This window comes from Roseovarius sp. SK2, from assembly GCF_028807495.1.
GTDB classification, from domain to species: Bacteria; Pseudomonadota; Alphaproteobacteria; order Rhodobacterales; family Rhodobacteraceae; genus Roseovarius; species Roseovarius confluentis.
The window spans coordinates 125,497-143,635 of record NZ_JARAMK010000007.1 but is presented as its reverse complement, the minus strand read 5'-3'; the positions used below and the strand labels follow the sequence as shown (position 1 = coordinate 143,635).

Here is an 18,139-nt window from a genome sequence, read left to right as displayed (position 1 = left end):
AGGTTGTCCGGGGCGTTGCTGCCCGCGGACCCTCAACATGGGCGCACCATTCCATCCCCGGAAGATCCGTTATCCGACAGGCGGTGATCGCGCGAAAACAGGCCCAAAGCGCCGGGTTTTCTCGGCACTGTGCTGCCGGCAATAGGCAGGGTCACGCCACGGCGCGGAAAGCAGCGCATCGCAGATGCGGCAATCGGCAGGATGTCGTCAAAAGCGCAGCGGTACCTTGAAGACTCAGACCAGCAGCCCGTCCACCGGCTTCACGATTCCCGTCCGGACCTTGCGACGGTTGAGGATCGGCGCGTTCATGAATTTCAGGGTCGCCGGATGCTCGGCCTCCAGTACCCCGATCCGCACCAGCAGGGCGGCGATCGTGCAATTGGCCGCCCGCGTGCTGCCATCAGCGGCCTTCAACGCGATCCCCAGCTTCTTCGTGGGCGCAATCGCCACGAAAAAGCCCTCGGCCCCGGTCTTCAGCGCCACGGGCTCGTGGCAGGCCTTCATCAGCTCGGTACAGGCGCGCTTCTCGCCCGCCACAAGCAGCGGGTTGGCAATCATCGCCTCGCGCAGCCGCACCGCCGCATCCTGCCGCGCACCGCCGCCTGTCGTGGCGTTGGCGAACCAGCCCATCGCCCGGCCGATTCCCCGCATCGTGGTGATCGAATTCGGCGCGTTGCAGCCATCGGGGGCAAAGCCCGGGCTGCGCTCTCCGGTCAGTTCTTCGAACGCCTCGAAACAGGCCCGCTGCACCGGGTGGTCGGGGTCGACATAGTCAGGCCCGCCGTTCAGATGCTTTGACAGGGTCATGAAACCGGCGTGTTTGCCCGAACAGTTGTTGTGCACCTGGCAGGGCGATCCGTCGGTCTTGATCAGGTGGTTGAACGCCTCCCGGTCCTGCGGCATCTGCGGCCCGCAGCGGAAGTCGTCGTCGCTCAGGCCCAGCCCGTGAATCCACTCGTTCACCGCCTCCGTATGCACCGCCGCGGCCTGGTGTGACGCACAGGCCAGCGCCAGCTGCTGCTGGGTAAGGCCAAACGCATCCGCCGCGCCACTGTCCACCAGCGGCATCGCCTGGATCATCTTGGCCGAGCTGCGCGGATAGATCACCGCATCCGGGTCCCCCCACGCCTCGATCACCTCGCCCTGCCCGTTACAGATCACGGCATGGCCCAGATGCAGGCTTTCCACGATGTCTCCGCGCCAGATTTCGGTCAGGGGAACAGCATTGGTCACTTGGGGCCTCCGGTCGTCAGGCAGGTCGTCTCGGCGCGTCATTCCTGCGGCGAAAATTCGCCAATTGCACCTTTCATGTCTCGCGTGTTTCAGGCTAGTATTGCAATGTCGAGAAAGAAATGGCTGCACGTGCAGAAAATTCCGTCAGGGGATGGGGCGGCCTAAGGACAATTGAGGTTAAGGACAGCTTGGAGGCTGGACAAATGGGATCACTGAAAGCATTCGGCATCGCCGGGGCCCTTATGGCCATGGTCGCGTCGGGCGCAAGCGCACAAGACGAAAGCACCAATCAGGTCGCCGCGAAAACCGCGTGGAGCGTGTTCGAGGATTCCGATCCGAAAGAATGCTGGGCCGTCAGTTCGCCAACCGAAACGGTCAATACGAAGGATGGGCGTGTTGTCGCCGTTCGCCGTGGCGACATTCTGATGATGACGTTCTTCCGGCCCGATGCCGGCGTGAATGGCCAGATCACCTTTACCGGCGGCTACCCCTTTGCGGGCGGCTCGACAGTGAACATCAATATCGGCGGGTCCGAGTTCGAGATGTTCACCGAAGGCGAATGGGCCTGGCCCGCCAGCGCGTCGGACGACGCCAAGATCATCGCGGCGATGAAACGTGGCGCCGATGCTGTCCTGACCGCCCGCTCCTCGCGCGGGACGGTCACCAAGGACACGTTCTCGCTCTTGGGCTACACCGCCGCTCTCGAAGAAGCCGAGAAACGCTGCCAGTAAACGCTGCGCTGCGTTAACCGATAACGTCGCGCGGCGCCGCCGCGCGGCGCAAGCGGTCGTTGATCGCGCGGCCCAGGCCCGTGTCGGGAACCGGCGCCACCGCAATGCCTGTCGCACCTTTCGCATCCAGCGCGTGAAGCGCCGCGAACAGGCTCGCCGCCGCTTCCACCAAGTCGCCAGTGGGTGACAGGTTCAGATCGCTTTCCATCGGCCCGAAGCCCAGCATCACCTCGCCCGCCGCCGCCTCCGTCGCGTTCAGACGGACTGCCGCCCCCGGCGCGTAATGCGAGGTCATCTGCCCCGGCGCGGTCAGCGTGCCGCCCTCGGCGTGCCGCTCCAGCGACGTGCCCAGCGCGGCCTCGATCGCCTCGGCCGGTATGCCCCCGGGTCGCAACAGGGTCGGCGCGCCCTCCAGCCCCAGAATCGTCGATTCCAGCCCCACGTCACAGGCCCCGCCCTCGACGATCGCCTCGATCCGGCCCGACAGGCCCGCCGCTACATGCGCGGCCTCGGTCGGGCTGATCCGGCCCGACGGGTTGGCCGAGGGGGCCGCCACCGGCCCGCCGAACGTCCGCAACAGGGCCTGCGCCACCGGATGCGCCGGCACCCGTACCGCCAGCGTCGGCAGCTCCGCCGTCACCAGCGGCGACAGGCCCGCATCGCCTCGGATCGGCAACACCAGCGTAATCGCCCCGGGCCAGAAAGCCGAGGCGACGATTTCCGCCGCATCGGACCACGCCACCAGCGTCTTCGCCGCCGCGATATCCGGCACATGCACGATCAGCGGGTTGAACCGGGGCCGCCCCTTGGCCTCGAAGATCCGCGCGACGGCCATGTCGTTCCGCGCATCCGCACCCAGCCCGTAGACCGTCTCGGTCGGAAAGGCGACAAGCCCGCCCTCGCGCCAGACCTCTGCCGCCTGCGCGTAGCCGTCCGCATCAGGGGACAGGTGTCTTGTCTCAAGTGTCATGGTCGGTCTGACGCCGCGTTTCGGTTGCCGTGAAGGGCCGTTGCAATAGAGTTGCCCCAAGACCCACGACACAGTTACAGATGCGCGTGCCGGATTCCAAGCCGCGCCGCCTATCGCCATTCGGGAGATACCGATGCCCTACCGCGCCCCTGTCGAGGATTTCCAGTTCCTGTTCGATCACGTGGTCGGCCTTGACCGCGTCACCGCCACCGACCGCTTTGCCGAGGCGACGCCGGATGTGACGGCTGCCATCCTGTCCGAGGCCGGCAAGCTGTGCGAAGAGGTGCTGGCCCCGCTGCAACGCCCCGGCGACCTGCATCCCGCGAAACTGGAAAACGGCGTTGTGCGCACCAGCCCCGGCTATGCCGAGGGTTACAAGGCCATTGCCGAGGGCGGCTGGGTCGCCATCGCCGCCGACCCCGAGCATGGCGGCATGGGCCTGCCCATGACCGTGACCACGGCCGTGAATGACATGATGTCGGCCGCCTGCCTGTCCCTGCAACTCAGCCCCTTGATGACCCAGGGCCAGATCGAGGCGCTGGAGCACCATGCCAGCGACGCGCTCAAGCAGACCTACCTGCCCAAGCTGGTCAGCGGCGAATGGACCGGAACCATGAACCTGACCGAGGCGCAGGCCGGCAGCGACGTCGGAGCGCTTTCCACCAAGGCCGTGCCCAACGACGATGGCACCTACGCCATCACCGGCCAGAAAATCTATATCAGCTGGGGCGACAATGATTTCACCCCGAATGTCTGTCACCTCGTGCTGGCCCGCCTGCCCGACGCCAAACCCGGCACCAAGGGAATCAGCCTTTTCCTCGTGCCGAAATTCATCCCGGACGAGAACGGCGAGCCGGGCCGCGCCAATGACCTCAAGGTCGTCAGCCTGGAACACAAGATGGGCCTGCATGGCAGCCCCACCGCGGTGATGCAGTATGACGGCGCGACCGGCTGGCTGGTGGGCGAGGAACATGACGGGATGCGCGCCATGTTCACCATGATGAACAACGCCCGCCTCGGCGTCGGAACGCAAGGCGTCGGCGTGGCCGACGGCGCCTACCAGCACGCGCTGGCATATGCGCAAGACCGCAAGCAGGGCCGCAGCACGATAGAGAACGGCACCGGCACCATCATCGACCACGCCAACGTGCGCCGGATGCTGGCCACGATGAAGGCCGAGACCTTCGCCGCCCGCGCCATCGCGCTCACCTGTGCGGCCGCCATCGACATGGAAACCGCCACCGCCGCGCCCGACTGGGCCGCACGCGCCGCCTTCCTCACCCCCATCGCCAAGGCGTTCGGCACCTATACCGGCATCGCGGTGGCCAACATGGGCATCCAGCTGCATGGCGGCATGGGCTTCATCGAGGAAACCGGCGCCGCGCAATACCTGCGCGACGTCCGCGTCACCGCAATCTACGAAGGCACCAACGGCATCCAGGCGATGGACCTCGTGGGCCGCAAGCTGATGGACGGGGGCGAGGCCGCCTATGCCATCCTCGACGAGATCGAAAGCACCGCCGAAGCCGCCCGCGCCAAGCACCCCGAGCTGGCCGAGCCCGTCTGGCAAGCCACCGAATCCCTGCGCGAGGCGACGGAGTGGATGGTCGCCCAGAACGACATGAACAACCGCTTCGCCGGCGCTGTGCCCTTCCTGCGGGCCTTCGCGCGCGTCCTTGGTGGTCACGCGCACCTGCTGGCCGCGATGCACGACACCGATGGCACCCGTGCCCGGCTGGCGCGGTTCTACATCACCCGCATCCTGCCCGAGGCGCAGGCGCATATTGCCCACGCCACCGCCGGGGCCGACGACCTCTACGCCCTCGCCCCCGAGGACTTTGCCGCCTGATGGCCGACGGAAGCAAGATCACCACCCCCTGGGAGAGCGCACCGGAGCACGGCGCGGCGGTCGAAGTGGCCCCCGGCATCCTCTGGATCCGCCTGCCCCTGCCAATGGCGCTTGACCACGTCAACATCTACGCGCTGGACGAGGGCGACAGTTGGACCATAGTGGATACCGGCGTGCGCACCAAACGCTCCATCGCGCTGTGGGAGGACGTGCTGACCGGGCCGCTGAAAGGCAAACCGGTCTCCCGCGTGATCCTCACCCACCACCACCCCGACCATATCGGCATGGCGGGCTGGCTGATGGACCGCTTCGGCGCGGACCTCCTGATGACCCGCACCGCCTACCTGATGGCCCGGATGCTGATCCTCGATGTCGAGGATCGCCCCACGCCACAGGCGCTTGAATTCTGGCAACGCGCGGGCATGGACCCCGAGATCTATGAGGCCCGCAAGAACGACCGACCGTTCAACTTTGCGGACAGCTGCGCGCCCATCCCGGTTGGCTACACCCGCCTGCAACAGGGCGGCACGCTCACCGCCGGCGGCCGAACCTGGGACATCCATGTCGGCCACGGCCACGCGCCCGAGCATCTGACGCTCTGGTCCCGCGACGACGCGCTTGTGATCGCGGGCGACCAGATCATCTCGTCGATCAGCCCCAATATCGGCGTCTACCCGACCGAGCCCGACGCCGACCCTTTGGGTGAATGGCTGGACAGCTGCGAACGCCTGTCTGCGCTTGCCAGACCCGATCAGCTGGTCCTGTCGGGTCACAAGCTGCCCTTCACCGGTCTGCCCACGCGGATGCGCCAACTGGCCCACAATCATCACCACGCCCTGGAACGACTGGAAGCCCATCTCGAAACGCCGCGCACGGCCGCCGAATGCTTCCCCCCGCTCTTCAAGCGCAGGATCGACAGCGGCACCTACGGCCTTGCACTGGTCGAGGCGGTTGCACACCTGAATCATCTGTATCAGGCTGGCCGCATCACGCGTCATCTGAACCCGGAAGGTGCGTGGCTCTGGAAGGTTTAAGGGGTACGCCAAAATGGACGAAGTGATCGAAACGACGGCAGAGTATGCCGAGAGCGCCGTTCTCGCCCGATGCCACGAGGTACATGTCGATCCGAACACACCCTGTACAGAGATTCCCGACAACCTGATCAATGAGAACGCCGGAAGCGCCAAGAGCCCCGCACAATGGGCCTACGAGCGGCTGATTCTCTACATCCAGAACTTCGAGAAGACGCTCGACAACGAGCACGAGGTCGCCATGGGATTTGCTGGCGGCGGCCCCGGCACCCTGCGCATCGAGGGCATGGGCTATTTCGATCCCGACATCGTCACCTTCTACGGCTCAGATCCGTCGGGCGCCAAGACTCAGCTGATCCAGCATGTCAGCCAGCTTGGCGTGATGCTCCGTGCCCTGCCCAAACCGCCCGAAACATCTGAGCCGGCGCGTATCGGCTTCCGCCTTGCGCAGGATCTGGAAACGTCTGCCTGACTGCGACGTTCCGGGCCGTGACAGCCGCTTTGAAATCCGTTATCCAGTCGCGAACAGTGACAACCGCACACGAGGATCGGGATCATGGCCAACGAACACAAGCACGGCGAAATGGATATCAGGGTTCAGGAAAAGACCTTCGAGGGCTTCCTGAAGGCATCGACCTACGTCGCGGCCGGCTCCATTATCTTTCTTATTCTGCTGGCGATGATAAACATCTAGGCCGCGCGTCGGCGAACCGACAGGAATGCGACGCCCCCGCAGGACACTGAGGGGGCGTTTTGTTATGTGACGCCTGCCCCGCAAAAGCGCGCCACGTCACCCCACCAGGTACAGCATCAGGTAAAGCGCGACACCGCCCGATAGAATCGCCGCGATGATGTTGCGGGTCCATCCCCCCACCACGACAGTGACCGCAGCCGCCACCAGCCGCGCCGGGTCCGGCTCTCCGTTCGTGGCCGCGGGCCACAAGACCAGCGGCGCCACCAGCCCGGGCAGGATCGCAACCGCGGTATAGCGCAGATGCCTGAGCAGCCATGGCGGCAGCGGCCTGTCCCCGACGATGCCGATGAAAAAGAACCGGAGCAGGTAACTGCCCAGCCCAAGAAGGACGATCACGGTCCAGACGGTTGCGGTATCCATCACGCGCCCCCGTCCGGGTGTGTGCGCCGCTCGATCTCGGCGCCCGTCATCATCGCGGCAATCCCCGCCACGAAGAGGCCGAGGTTATAGGGCAAAAAGGCGAAGATCAGCGCCCCCACGACCGAGACCAGCGCCGCCGCCAGGTGCGCCCGCGTGCGCAACATCGGCATGATGATCGCGATGAACGTGATCGGCACCGCGAAATCCAGTGCCATCCAATCGGGGATCGAACTGCCCAGCACCGCGCCGATGCCCGTGAACAGGTACCAGAACGGGCAGACCGGTACGACCGTCCCCCAGAAATACAACAGCTTCTGGCGCAAGGCCCAATCCCGGTTCTCTTCGAACCGCATATGCGCCAACGCATAGCTCTGGTCGACGATGAAATACGCGGCCAGCGCCCGGTGCCACAGCGGCGCGGCCCCCAGATAGGGTGTCAGCGCGGCGGAATACATCGCCATCCGCAGGTTCACCGCCAGCGCCGAGGCCAGCACCAGGATGACCGGCGCATTGTCCACCATCAACGCCAGTGCCGTGAACTGCGCCGCCCCCGCGATGACCGCAAAGGAAAAGGTCAGCGCCTCCAGCACGTTCAGCCCGGCCTCGGTCGCCACCACGCCAAAGAGCGTGGCAAAGGGTGACACGACCAAAACAAAGGGGGCCGCATCGCGTACCCCTTTGAAGAAAATCGACTTGTCGGTTTCCGTTGTCATCCGAACATCTTACGTTACCACTTACCCTAGGATGCCTATCCTGCAATTAGAGGGACCGCAATTGGCGAAGACCGACACTCCGAACGCGTATATCATCGCTCCCGACCCCAAGGCACCGCGCCTGACACGGTCCGTGGAAGGCGTGGACCATGACGGCAATCCGACGAATATCGCGGTGGTCGAGGAACGGCCTCTGACGATTTTCCTCAACGGTCAGGAAATCGTGACCGCCATGACCATCGGCGACTACCCCGACTACCTCGCTCTCGGCTTCCTGAGAAACCAGGGGATGCTCAAGGACGACGAGACGATCAAGGGCGTCGACTATGACGAGGATCTCGAAACCGTCGTCGTGCGCACCGATGGCGAAACCACCTACGAAGAAAAGCTCAAGAAAAAGACCCGCACCTCGGGCTGTGCCGTGGGCACCGTCTTCGGCGACATGATGGAGGGGCTGGAGGACACCACCTTGCCAGACCTGCGGGTCAAGACCTCCGACCTTTACGCGCTCGCCAGCACGATCAACCGCACGCCGTCCCTGTACCTGGAGGCCGGGGCGATCCACGGCACCGTGCTCTGCCAGGGCGACCGCCCGCTGGTTTACATGGAGGATGTCGGCCGCCACAACGCCGTCGACAAGATCGCCGGCTGGATGCTGTCGGAAGGCGTGTCACCCGACGACAAGCTGCTCTACACCACCGGGCGCCTGACCTCGGAAATGGTCATAAAGACCGCGCTGATGGGCATCCCCGCCCTCGCCTCCCGCTCCGGCTTCACTGCCTGGGGGGTCGAGATCGCCCGCGAGGTGGGCCTCACCCTTATCGGCCGGATGCGTGGCCGGCGTTTTGTCTGCCTTGCGGGCGAGGAACGTCTGGTACGCGACGCAGACCCGTCCTCAATCCCCGATGAGGACAAGAAACACCGCCGCAAAAGCGCCGACGCATGACCAAGCCTTTGGGCGTGATCCTCGCGGGCGGCCTCGCCACGCGCATGGGCGGTGGCGACAAGGGCCTGCTGCCCCTGAGCGAGGGCACGATCCTGGATCAGGTCATCGCCCACCTCGACCCACAGGTGGCGGGCATGGCCCTGAACGCCAACGGCGACCCCGACCGCTTCGCGCATCTCGGTCTACCGGTCCTGCCCGACCCCCTGCCCGATTTCCCCGGGCCACTGGTGGGCGTGCTGGCCGGTCTCGACTGGGCCGCGACGCAAGGCGCCGACACCATTGTTACCGTCGCAGCAGACACGCCGTTTTTTCCCGAAAATCTCGTATCTCACCTGACCGAAACCGCGGCAGACATGACTCACCCGCTCGTTCTCGCCGCCACGCCGCGTGGCGCGGACGAGAAAACCAAGTCCATGTCCCGCTCCGGCCTGATCCGCCATCCCACCTTTGGCCTCTGGCCCACAGCCCTGCGCGACGACCTGCGCGCGGCCCTGCTGGACGGGCTGCGCAAGGTCGTCCTCTGGACCGAAAAGCATGGCGGCCGCGAGGCGCTGTTTGACATCCCGGGCGATCCGTTCTTCAACGTGAACACGCCCGAGGATCTCGCCCGCGCGCAGGACATGATGAAAGACCGCAGATGAAACTATACGGTGTCGTAGGGTGGAAGAACGCCGGCAAGACCGGCCTGATGGAACGCCTCGTGACCGAAATCTCGGGTCGCGGCTTGACCGTTTCCACCGTCAAGCACGCGCACCACCGCTTTGACGTCGACCACCCCGGCAAGGACAGCCACCGCCACCGCGTTGCCGGCGCGACCGAGGTGCTGCTCGCCTCCCGCGCTCGTTTTGCCCTGATGCACGAGCTGCGCGACGAGGACGAACCCTCGCTCGACACGCTTCTTTCCAAGCTCTCCCCGGTCGATCTCGTGCTGATCGAAGGCTACAAGCGCGACGCGCATCCCAAGGTCGAGGCACACCGCTCCGTCACCGGCAACCCGCTGATCGCACCGGACGATCCGACGATCCACGCCGTGGCCAGCGACACGCCCCTCGACCTCGATCGCCCCGTCTTCGACCTCGACGACACGAAAGCTATCGCAGATTTCATCTTGACACAGGTCGGCTTGTGACCCCGTACGACACGGTCGCAATCATCGACTGGTCCGGTGGCAACGACACCGGCGCCCGTCCGCGCAAAGACGCGATATGGCTCGGCCTCACCCGCGACGGAAACGATACCGCACCACAATACACACGAAACCGTATTGAAGCTGAAGCCCTACTCGCCAACCTCATCGAAACCGAGACCGCCGCCAACCGTCGCCTCTTCATCGGCCTCGACTTCCCCTTCGCCTATCCCGATGGCTTCGCCCGCGCACTTGCCGGCACCGATGACCCGTTCGCCGTCTGGAGCTGGCTGGACAGACATATCGAAGACAGCCCCAAGACCAACAACCGTTTCGACGTCGCCGGCCTTGTCAATCGAACGCTCGGCGATGGCATCGGCCCGTTCTGGGGCAATGGTCGCCCCAATCACGATGTTCCCGGCTTGCCAAGGACCAAACGGACCTACCACAACCCCTTCCCCGACCGCCGCGCGGTCGAAAAGCAGGCGGAGGGCAGCTTCACGTGCTGGCAACTCTCCGGCGCGGGCGCCGTTGGCGGCCAAGTCCTTACCGGCCTGCCCATCCTGCACCGTCTGCGCCAACGCTTCCCCGGCCTGATCGCCACATGGCCCTTCGAGCCTCTCGACAAACCCGTCGCCCTCGTCGAGATCTGGCCCGGCCTCATCAATCGGATCGTCAAAGAGGCCGAGGCAAGCGGCGGCATCCGCGACGCCCACCAGGTGCGTCTGCTGGCCCGTGCCGTCGCCCGCTTGCACCCCGACGCGCTGGCCGCCATGCTGGACGTTAACGCCCCGGTCGAAGGCTGGATCATGGGGCTGGAACACGAGGACAAACTGATGGCCACCGCCGACGATACCCTGCGCCCCCCACCCCTGCGCGACGACTGTTTCGCGCTGCCTGCCGGCGTGGACTGGACCCCGGTGGACGATGCCCTCGCCATGCTGCAGGACAGGCTGCACCCGGTCGTTGCGACCCAAACCCTACCGCTCACCGATGCACTTGGCCGCATCCTTGCCGCCGATGTGACGGCCAAACGGGCCAATCCCCCCCATGCAAACACCGCCGTCGACGGCTACGGCTTTGCCCATGCCAGCCTGACGGAAGGCGACCAGACCCTGCCACTCACGCCCGGCCGCGCCGCCGCTGGCAAGGCGTTCGAGGGGACCGTGCCCCCCGGCCATGCCATCCGCATCCTAACCGGCGCCGCCCTGCCACAGGGCGTCGACACCGTGATCCTGCAAGAGGACGTCACCGCCAGCGAAACCGCCATCGCCTTTCGCCCAGGCGTCAAACCCGGCGCGAACACCCGCAAGGCGGGCGAAGACGTCTTGGCCGGCGACACGATCCTGCCGAAGGGCCGCAAGCTCACCCCCGCCGACCTCGCGCTCCTTTCCGCGACTGGCAACACCGACCTCGCCGTCCACGCCCCCCTGCGCGTCGCGGTCCTGTCCACCGGCGATGAACTGGTCGAGCCGGGTGCGTCCGCGGCACCCGGCCAGATTTTCGACGCCAACCGCCCCATGCTTCTCGGCCTGACCGAACGCTTCGGCTTCACGCCCGTAGACCTCGGCCGCGTTCCCGACGACCGCGAGACCCTCCGCACCGCGCTCGACAGGGGCGCGGCACAGGCCGACGTCATCCTGACATCCGGCGGTGCCTCCTCGGGCGACGAAGACCACGTCTCGGCCCTGCTGAACGAGACCGGCGCCATGTCTCAGTGGCGCATCGCCGTCAAACCGGGCCGCCCGCTCGCGCTCGGGCTCTGGAACGGCACACCCGTCTTCGGCCTCCCCGGCAATCCGGTCGCCGCACTCGTCTGCACGCTCGTCTTCGCCCGTCCCGCGATGGGCCTCCTCTCGGGCCAGGGCTGGCACCGTCCACAGGGCTTTTCCCTGCCCGCCGCCTTCTCGAAATCCAAGAAACCCGGCCGCCGCGAATACCTGCGCGCCCGTGTAACAGACGGACAGGCCGAAATATTCAAATCCGAAGGCTCCGGGCGCATAAGCGGCCTGAGCTGGGCCGACGGGCTGGTCGAACTTCCCGACCACGCCGTCACGATCAGTACCGGCGATCCGGTCACCTACATCCCCTTCGCCAGCTTTTTCCACTGAGCGGATCTTGACCCGACCCGTGGCGCAAGCCTGTTTTGGGGCCAAACCGGATGGTCCAGAAACCTGCAGCCTCTGCTCCGCAGGTTCGCCCGAAGCAGCCATGTACTACTGGTCTGACGCTTTCTCCAACACGAGGAAAGTCATCATTCCAAGGGGTGGCAATGGCTTTTGCACGTCGATCTTGAGACATTCCTGGCCAAGCACGGTTTCGATCTCGAAATCGGAATGCCACCCGATAACATTGGCCACTGGCGCCAGCATTTTCTCCAGAACGGAAAGCACGCCTGTCTGCCGCACGAAATGGTTCGTGATCACCACTTTACCGCCCGGTTTGCAGACCCGGCCTATTTCGCGCATCACGCGCTCGGGCTCGGGAACGACCGACAGGACATGCATCGCTGCGACCGTGTCGAAGTGATTGTCCGGGAAATCAAGGGTGCGGGCATCCATCTGCCGCAATTCCCTGACATGCCCCAGATTCAGGCGCTGCACCTTGTCGCGGGCCTTGGCAAGCATCTCTTCGCTGAAGTCGATCCCGCTGACTTGCATCGCCGGGTCATAATGCTCGAGCGCAAGCCCCGTGCCCACGCCCACCTCGAGAACGGTGCCGGGGCGGGTGTTGATATACTCTACCGCACGCTTCCGGCCGACGTTCGTCACCGCTCCGAATGTCCTGTCGTAGATTGGGGCCCACCGGGCGTAGGACGTACTGACGGCGTTGATATCCATGCGTTCTCCTTACTTGCCGAACTCTCGCGCCTTTGTCACGGCGGACCATGCCACCATGATCAGATAGCACGCGGACAGCACAGACAATGCAATCCAGGTGAATGTAAAGAAGGCGGCCCCGGCCAGGACGACGCCGACCAGGAAAAACTTCACCCTTGCCCGCGAAATCGACACGCCCTTGAGCGACAGTGTCGGCACGGTGCTGATCATCAAAAGGCCGACAAGCACCATGTAGATGCAGATTGCGAAGCCGGGCAGTTGCACGGTCTCGAATGCGAACGACAAGAAGAGCGGTACCATGACAAGCACCGCACCGGCCGGCGACGGCACCCCCGAGAAGTGGGCGCTCGGCCCCGGCGCCTCCTCGACCTTGTGATCGACATTGAAACGGGCCAGCCGGATGACGCAGCAGACCGTGAAGAAAAGAACGAAAATCCAGGCCGCACTGCGGATCTCCTGCAGGCCCCAGAAATACAGGATCAGTGGCGGCGCGACACCGAAATTGAGGAAATCCGCCAGCGAATCGAGCTCCGCGCCGATCTTGCTGTCGCTACGCATCAAGCGCGCGACCCGGCCATCGACGCCATCCAGCACGCAGGCCAGCAGCACAAGCTGCACCGCAAAGATGTAATCCGCCTGCACCGCGAACCTGATGGACGTCATCCCGGCACAGATCGCGGCAAGCGTGATCAGGTTCGGCAGCAGCTGGACAAGCGCGGCGTCGTTTCTTTTCCTGCCGGCGTTGTTCCGTGGGGTCTGGTTATCTCGTGGCATCAGGCACTTTGAGGTCCGCCAAAACGGTTTCTCCGGCGATCATGGTCTGCCCCACGCGAACCGAGGGCATAACACCTTCGGGCAGATAGACGTCCAGCCTGGAGCCAAACCGGATCAGTCCGAATCTTTCCGAGGTCGACAGGGTATCACCCGGCTGGACAAAACACACGATCCGCCGCGCCACCAGCCCCGCAATCTGTACGACGGCAACGTCTCGTTCATCCGGCATGCGGATGCGCAGGCTGTTGCGTTCGTTGTCCGCGCTGGCCTTGTCCAGCGAGGCATTGAAGAACTTGCCGGGCCGATAGGCGACCGCTTCGACCCGGCCACCGACGGGCATACGGTTCACATGGCAGTTGAACACGCTCATGAAGACGCTGATGCGGGTCAGGGCCTCGCCAGGCATCCCCAACTCCTCGGGCGGGACCGCTTTCTCGATCAACGAGACGATGCCATCCGCGGGGCTGACGATGATACCGCTTCGCGACGGCGGCACGCGCTCGGGGTCGCGGAAGAAATAATAGCACCAGACCGTAAGCCCAACACCGATCCACCCAAGGATGTCGGCTACGAGAAACAACAGGAGGGTCGCCGCGGCAAAAATCGCAACGAACTTTCTACCTTCCGGATGCATCGGTTTGATAAATGTATCGAGCATTCGCATGGAGGTTTCCCGTGTCCGCTGAGTGATCCCGCGTTATGGAGCCCGTCAGCCACAACTTCAAGCCCAAGAGCAAGTCCGGGGTATATTCGACCGGCGCAAGACTGGTCGCTGCGAGTCACCAAAGAACACTCCAGGGCCGTCGAATGTGGCCCGGTCTCAATAGGGGCGGTCTAAAGATTGACTTGTAGGCACGTCCCTTGGCCGACCTTCAGTCCCGGCACGGCACCCTAAAGATAGACGGGCCCTGAGCCACCCCCAAAATCTGGACACTGACTGGAAATGCAAAGAATTCAAGCGGCTCTTTTGACCATTTATCCATGCGGCAAAGGAGAACGCAGACTTCCTCCGGGCCGCCACCGTTCGAGCGCCGTTGATTGTCGACAGCGCAGTCGCGTCATTGATGAAACCCGCTCATGTGTGACGTGCATCAGAAGCCTATTACATTCCGCCCCGAGGCGCATGATGTCCTGTCTCGTAACGGAGCGAAGTTCCGCTCCCTTCTGTCGAGGAGATTCTGCATGAGAGATGCACCGACCGCCACGCTGCTTACCGGCCTCGCCCTTCTTTCCGCAACCGCCACGGCGCGGGGCGCCGTCGCCAACTCGACCGACTGAGAAACGGCGGTCCCTCCGCTCGACAGCCAGACAGGCGGTCCCGTCCGGATCGAGCGAGCCGACCGACACCATGAAGAAAGGAAACCCACCATGATCCTGCAAAGCACCTACACCCTGTCCAACGGCGTCGAGATCCCAAAGCTGGGCCTTGGCACTTGGTTCATCGACGACGACAAGGCTGCCGATGCGGTGAAGGCTGCCGTCGAGATCGGCTACCGCCACATTGACACCGCCCAGGCCTATGGCAACGAACGCGGCGTGGGCGACGGCGTCCGCAACGCCTCCGTGCCCCGCGAGGAACTCTTCGTGGTGACCAAGCTGGATGCCGGCATCAAGGACTACGAGACGGCCAGGGCCTCGATCGACAGCTCCCTGAAGACGATGGGCCTCGACTATATCGACATGATGATCATCCACAGCCCCCAGCCCTGGGAAGATTTCGGCGGGTCCGACCGCTATTTCGAAGGCAACCTGGCGGCGTGGAAGGCGCTGGAAGAGGCGTATGAGGCGGGCAAGCTGCGCGCGATCGGCGTGTCGAACTTCCAGAAGGAGGACCTCGACAACCTGCTCGACAACGCCACGGTGAAGCCGATGCTGAACCAGATCCTCGCGCATGTCAGCAACACGCCCTTCGACCTGATCGACTACACCAGGTCCAAGGGGCTCGTGGTAGAAGCCTACTCACCCGTCGGCCACGGCCAGATTCTCGACAACGCCGAGATCGCCGAAATGGCCGGCAAGTACAGTGTCAGCGTCCCTCAGCTCTGCATCCGTTACCTGCTGCAACTGGGCCTGCTGCCGCTGCCGAAAACGGCAAACCCCGATCACATGCGCAACAACGCCGATGTCGACTTCGAGATTTCGGACGCCGACATGGAAACCCTAAAGAACGCGAAGCCCATCGAGGATTACGGCGACGCGAGCGTGTTCCCGGTCTACGGCGGCACGATGTAATCGGAATACCCCCGGCTGCGATACGCGGCCGGGGGCGATGATCGAGACTGCAAAGCCTTGATGCATGCGGAGGGCGGAACTTGGGCTCTGCCATTTGCATTTCGTGGTGCAGTTTAGGTGCTGTCAGGGTTCGGATCTAGCTGAACGCTATGAGCCCTTATGAGACATCTATGTCGAGCACCCAGCCGATTAACAGCCGCGAAGCGGCTTGACCATCGTCAGCCCCTCCCTCGGGCTGGCGATTTGGCTGGGGCCGGCCGCACCGATCATTCCGAGGATTTATTTGGCAGGCATACGCAGACCGCAATCGCCGGGACAAAACCGAGGAAATCGAGCTTGATGCACCAGACCTGACGGTGTTTGATCGGCGGTCCGGGTATTTTGCGGCACCTGGTTTTTCATGGCCCGACTTCATGGCGAATGACCCCGACAGGGCGCGGATTCTGACTGGCTACCGGCAGGTCAAGGTTACGGATCGCGCCGTATTATGGTGGCAATTCCGGAGCAGGCTTAATGCATACGCCTTGTTGTGCCAATCGACGGCATGGCCTTGGGAAAACGCCAACTCGTATAGCGGGCGACAAGCTCCGGAGGCATCCGGAACCATCCACGCGCGCATCCATCCCACGATAAGGCGTCACATCTGCAAGTCGTCCGAGGCGGAGGCCCAGCGCCGACGCCGAGACAAATCTGCGCGGCACCGCCGCACCGATTACCTGCCGTCATAGCCTTTTTTCTGCGCCTGGTAGAGCCGCGCATAAAGCCCGTTCTCGGCCAGCAGTTCTTCGTGCCGGCCCATCTCCACCAACTGCCCCGATTCCAGCACGAAAATCCGGTCAGCCTCGGAGATGGAACTCAGCCGGTGCGCCACCACGATCGTCGTCTTTCCCTTGGTCAGCCGCGCCAGCGCCGACTTGATGCGTTCTTCCGTCGCCTGGTCCAGCGCCGAGGTCGCCTCGTCCAGCAGCAATATCGGCGCATCCCGCAGGAAGGCCCGCGCAATCGCGATTCGCTGCTTCTGCCCGCCAGACAGTTGTGCCCCCTTTGGACCCACCGGTGTCTCGCCCCGCGCGCGGATCAGGTCGGCGATTTCCGCATCCTCGGCCGCCTGCCAGACCTGCGCGTCGCTCGCGTCGGGGTTCACGTAGCGGATATTGTCCCAGATAGATGCATTGAAGATCACGATATCCTGCGCCACCACGGAAAACGCGCCGCGCAGGGCCGCCACCTGCAACTCCCGTATGGGCGTGCCACCGAACGTGATGTCGCCGCCCTTCACATCGTAAAGCCGCGACAAGAGCGACAGGATCGTGGTTTTGCCCGACCCCGTGGACCCCACGATGGCCGAGACCTTTCCACCCTCGAATCCCATGCTCAGCCCTTCAAAGAGCGGTTGATCGGCGGAATAGGAAAAGCTCACATTCTCCAGAACGATATCGCCACCCGTGTCGAACGACGTCTTCGCATCGTCCGCGTCCCGGATGCTGGACTCCTGGTCGTAAAGGTTCCGCACCCGGTCCAGCAGCACGAGGTTCGACTGCAATCCGCCAAAGAACTGCGCCAGCAGGCGTGCCGGGTCGAAGACCATCACCATCCCCAGAAGGAAGGTAATGATCCCCGCACCGTCCACGTCGTAGTCCGGCGACAACACCATGTATCCGCCACCCCCGATCACCAGCACGTAAACGAAGGCCGAGCTCAGGTCGATCGAAGGCAAAATCAGGGCCTGGGTCACCTGCACCCGGTTCATCAGCCGCCGGATCGCGTCGGTGCCACGCATCAACCGGTCTTTCTCGACCTCTTCCTGCCGGGCGATCTTCACGGTGCGCATCCCGTTCACCGTCTCCTCGATGCCGTTCATGTAGCCGCCCAGCGCCTCTTCGGCCTCGCCCTGGGCTTGTTTTACCCGGTCGGATACGAAGTTCATCACCATGATGATGAACGGCAGCACCACGATGGCTGACACGAACAGGGTCGGGTTCTTCCAGATGAGATATCCTGACACCACGATCACGGTCACCGCGTCCCTAAGGGCACCGGCCACGCCAAGGCCCACGAACAACCCGATCTGCTGCGTCTGCGTCACCAGCTTCTGGATGATCTCGCCTGATTTCGTCCGCTCGAAATAGGCCAGGTCCAGCGACATCAGGTGCCCGATCAGATCCCGCCGCATCTCGTAGATTGCCTGGTTTGATATCTTGATCGTTATCATCGGCGCCAGGAAAGACACCAGGCCTCGCGTCGCGAACAGGACAAAAACCACGACACAGACCTCGATCAGGTCCCGCATCGCGCCGGACTCGAAAATCACCCGCAGGCCGTCTTCGGTCATCGCCAGAAACTGCTGATAGACCAAGCCCTGCACGAGGATCAGCAACAGCACCAGCAACAGCTTGCCGGAATGCTTGCGCAGGTAACCGTGCCAGAACCACCGCATGTTCCGCTTGTCCGCCGCGCTGTAAAGCGGCTGGCGTTTCTTCGCTGGGGTATCGCTCATTTGGGCTGCAATCCGATCGCTTCTCAACCGAGGCCTATAGAGGGTTCAATCCCAAAGGTCAGCCCCCCGCGTCGACGCCCCCT

The 18,139-nt window shown here is 64.0% G+C and carries 18 protein-coding genes; 10 read left to right on the top strand and 8 right to left on the bottom strand.

Features of this window, described 5'->3' with window-relative positions; all coding sequences use genetic code 11:
• Nucleotides 1–234 precede the first annotated feature (234 nt).
• Complete coding sequence (locus PVV74_RS14390) at nt 235–1,233, bottom strand: asparaginase (RefSeq protein ID WP_274593680.1); 999 nt, start codon at nt 1,231–1,233, stop codon at nt 235–237.
• 203 nt (nt 1,234–1,436) lie between these two features.
• On the opposite strand from PVV74_RS14390, the gene PVV74_RS14385 reads away from it, so the two are divergent.
• Nucleotides 1,437–1,964 carry an invasion associated locus B family protein gene (locus PVV74_RS14385; RefSeq protein ID WP_371931667.1) on the top strand — a complete coding sequence of 176 codons (528 nt, stop codon included), beginning with the start codon at nt 1,437–1,439 and terminating at the stop codon, nt 1,962–1,964.
• A gap of 13 nt (nt 1,965–1,977) precedes the next feature.
• Here the strand turns inward: PVV74_RS14385 and PVV74_RS14380 are convergent, their stop codons facing one another.
• Nucleotides 1,978–2,934 carry an L-threonylcarbamoyladenylate synthase gene (locus tag PVV74_RS14380; RefSeq protein ID WP_103763562.1) on the bottom strand — a complete coding sequence of 319 codons (957 nt, stop codon included), beginning with the start codon at nt 2,932–2,934 and terminating at the stop codon, nt 1,978–1,980.
• A gap of 133 nt (nt 2,935–3,067) precedes the next feature.
• Here PVV74_RS14380 and PVV74_RS14375 point away from each other — a divergent pair, with 133 nt between their 5' ends.
• The 4 genes from PVV74_RS14375 to PVV74_RS14360 all read left to right on the top strand — a co-directional run bounded on the left by PVV74_RS14375 (nt 3,068) and on the right by PVV74_RS14360 (nt 6,508).
• Complete coding sequence (locus PVV74_RS14375; protein ID WP_103763563.1) at nt 3,068–4,783, top strand: acyl-CoA dehydrogenase; 1,716 nt, start codon at nt 3,068–3,070, stop codon at nt 4,781–4,783.
• A complete protein-coding gene (locus tag PVV74_RS14370) occupies nt 4,783–5,817 on the top strand; it encodes an MBL fold metallo-hydrolase (RefSeq protein WP_274593679.1) in 1,035 nt (344 codons plus the stop codon). The genes PVV74_RS14375 and PVV74_RS14370 overlap by 1 nt, the downstream gene beginning before the upstream one ends.
• 13 nt (nt 5,818–5,830) lie before the next feature.
• Nucleotides 5,831–6,286, top strand: a complete 456-nt coding sequence (locus PVV74_RS14365; protein WP_274593678.1) for a hypothetical protein — start codon at nt 5,831–5,833, stop codon at nt 6,284–6,286.
• Nucleotides 6,287–6,370: 84 nt separating this feature from the next.
• Nucleotides 6,371–6,508 carry an aa3-type cytochrome c oxidase subunit IV gene (locus PVV74_RS14360; RefSeq protein ID WP_103763566.1) on the top strand — a complete coding sequence of 46 codons (138 nt, stop codon included), beginning with the start codon at nt 6,371–6,373 and terminating at the stop codon, nt 6,506–6,508.
• 96 nt (nt 6,509–6,604) lie between these two features.
• Here the strand turns inward: PVV74_RS14360 and PVV74_RS14355 are convergent, their stop codons facing one another.
• Nucleotides 6,605–6,928: an AzlD domain-containing protein gene (locus PVV74_RS14355; RefSeq protein WP_274593677.1), complete on the bottom strand. Its 324-nt coding sequence runs from the start codon at nt 6,926–6,928 to the stop codon at nt 6,605–6,607.
• Nucleotides 6,928–7,641 (bottom strand): AzlC family ABC transporter permease, encoded by a 714-nt coding sequence (locus PVV74_RS14350; RefSeq protein WP_274593676.1) that lies wholly within the window; start codon nt 7,639–7,641, stop codon nt 6,928–6,930. The genes PVV74_RS14355 and PVV74_RS14350 overlap by 1 nt, the downstream gene beginning before the upstream one ends.
• 31 nt (nt 7,642–7,672) lie before the next feature.
• On the opposite strand from PVV74_RS14350, the gene fdhD reads away from it, so the two are divergent.
• Genes fdhD through PVV74_RS14330 form a run of 4 tightly spaced genes read left to right on the top strand, consistent with a single transcriptional unit; the run spans nt 7,673 to nt 11,824 of the window.
• The gene (gene fdhD, locus PVV74_RS14345) at nt 7,673–8,587 is read left to right on the top strand and encodes a formate dehydrogenase accessory sulfurtransferase FdhD (protein ID WP_425061782.1); all 915 of its coding nucleotides are present in this window, start codon (nt 7,673–7,675) and stop codon (nt 8,585–8,587) included.
• Nucleotides 8,584–9,228, top strand: a complete 645-nt coding sequence (gene mobA / locus PVV74_RS14340; protein ID WP_274593674.1) for a molybdenum cofactor guanylyltransferase MobA — start codon at nt 8,584–8,586, stop codon at nt 9,226–9,228. Before fdhD ends, mobA begins: the two co-directional genes overlap by 4 nt.
• Nucleotides 9,225–9,716, top strand: coding sequence for a molybdopterin-guanine dinucleotide biosynthesis protein B (gene mobB, locus PVV74_RS14335; RefSeq protein WP_274593673.1), 492 nt, complete (start codon nt 9,225–9,227; stop codon nt 9,714–9,716). The genes mobA and mobB overlap by 4 nt, the downstream gene beginning before the upstream one ends.
• Nucleotides 9,713–11,824, top strand: a complete 2,112-nt coding sequence (locus PVV74_RS14330) for a molybdenum cofactor synthesis domain-containing protein (protein WP_274593672.1) — start codon at nt 9,713–9,715, stop codon at nt 11,822–11,824. Before mobB ends, PVV74_RS14330 begins: the two co-directional genes overlap by 4 nt.
• A gap of 105 nt (nt 11,825–11,929) precedes the next feature.
• Here the strand turns inward: PVV74_RS14330 and PVV74_RS14325 are convergent, their stop codons facing one another.
• The 3 genes from PVV74_RS14325 to PVV74_RS14315 are packed head-to-tail and all read right to left on the bottom strand — an operon-like array spanning nt 11,930 to nt 14,018.
• Nucleotides 11,930–12,553 (bottom strand): class I SAM-dependent methyltransferase, encoded by a 624-nt coding sequence (locus PVV74_RS14325; protein WP_103763573.1) that lies wholly within the window; start codon nt 12,551–12,553, stop codon nt 11,930–11,932.
• Between the two features lie 9 nt (nt 12,554–12,562).
• Nucleotides 12,563–13,327: a CDP-diacylglycerol--serine O-phosphatidyltransferase gene (gene pssA / locus PVV74_RS14320; protein ID WP_274593671.1), complete on the bottom strand. Its 765-nt coding sequence runs from the start codon at nt 13,325–13,327 to the stop codon at nt 12,563–12,565.
• Complete coding sequence (locus tag PVV74_RS14315; protein ID WP_274593749.1) at nt 13,314–14,018, bottom strand: phosphatidylserine decarboxylase; 705 nt, start codon at nt 14,016–14,018, stop codon at nt 13,314–13,316. The genes pssA and PVV74_RS14315 overlap by 14 nt, the downstream gene beginning before the upstream one ends.
• 677 nt (nt 14,019–14,695) lie before the next feature.
• On the opposite strand from PVV74_RS14315, the gene PVV74_RS14310 reads away from it, so the two are divergent.
• Nucleotides 14,696–15,559: an aldo/keto reductase gene (locus PVV74_RS14310; RefSeq protein WP_274593670.1), complete on the top strand. Its 864-nt coding sequence runs from the start codon at nt 14,696–14,698 to the stop codon at nt 15,557–15,559.
• Between the two features lie 712 nt (nt 15,560–16,271).
• On the opposite strand, the gene PVV74_RS14305 is transcribed toward PVV74_RS14310, so the two are convergent.
• On the bottom strand, nt 16,272–18,056 hold the full coding sequence (locus PVV74_RS14305; RefSeq protein ID WP_274593669.1) for an ABC transporter ATP-binding protein: 1,785 nt from the start codon (nt 18,054–18,056) through the stop codon (nt 16,272–16,274).
• Between the last annotated feature and the right edge of the window lie 83 nt (nt 18,057–18,139).

Excerpts from the sequence above, each read along its gene's own strand:
- PVV74_RS14375 (WP_103763563.1), top strand. The coding sequence starts at position 3,068 with ATGCCCTACCGCGCCCCTGTCGAGGATTTCCAGTTCCTGTTCGATCAC.
- PVV74_RS14355 (WP_274593677.1), bottom strand. The coding sequence starts at position 6,928 with ATGGATACCGCAACCGTCTGGACCGTGATCGTCCTTCTTGGGCTGGGC.
- PVV74_RS14350 (WP_274593676.1), bottom strand. The coding sequence starts at position 7,641 with ATGACAACGGAAACCGACAAGTCGATTTTCTTCAAAGGGGTACGCGAT.
- fdhD (WP_425061782.1), top strand. The coding sequence starts at position 7,673 with ATGCCTATCCTGCAATTAGAGGGACCGCAATTGGCGAAGACCGACACT.
- PVV74_RS14370 (WP_274593679.1), top strand. The coding sequence starts at position 4,783 with ATGGCCGACGGAAGCAAGATCACCACCCCCTGGGAGAGCGCACCGGAG.
- PVV74_RS14380 (WP_103763562.1), bottom strand. The coding sequence starts at position 2,934 with ATGACACTTGAGACAAGACACCTGTCCCCTGATGCGGACGGCTACGCG.
- PVV74_RS14305 (WP_274593669.1), bottom strand. The coding sequence starts at position 18,056 with ATGAGCGATACCCCAGCGAAGAAACGCCAGCCGCTTTACAGCGCGGCG.
- PVV74_RS14325 (WP_103763573.1), bottom strand. The coding sequence starts at position 12,553 with ATGGATATCAACGCCGTCAGTACGTCCTACGCCCGGTGGGCCCCAATC.
- mobA (WP_274593674.1), top strand. The coding sequence starts at position 8,584 with ATGACCAAGCCTTTGGGCGTGATCCTCGCGGGCGGCCTCGCCACGCGC.
- pssA (WP_274593671.1), bottom strand. The coding sequence starts at position 13,327 with ATGCCACGAGATAACCAGACCCCACGGAACAACGCCGGCAGGAAAAGA.
- PVV74_RS14385 (WP_371931667.1), top strand. The coding sequence starts at position 1,437 with ATGGGATCACTGAAAGCATTCGGCATCGCCGGGGCCCTTATGGCCATG.
- mobB (WP_274593673.1), top strand. The coding sequence starts at position 9,225 with ATGAAACTATACGGTGTCGTAGGGTGGAAGAACGCCGGCAAGACCGGC.
- PVV74_RS14365 (WP_274593678.1), top strand. The coding sequence starts at position 5,831 with ATGGACGAAGTGATCGAAACGACGGCAGAGTATGCCGAGAGCGCCGTT.
- PVV74_RS14310 (WP_274593670.1), top strand. The coding sequence starts at position 14,696 with ATGATCCTGCAAAGCACCTACACCCTGTCCAACGGCGTCGAGATCCCA.
- PVV74_RS14360 (WP_103763566.1), top strand. The coding sequence starts at position 6,371 with ATGGCCAACGAACACAAGCACGGCGAAATGGATATCAGGGTTCAGGAA.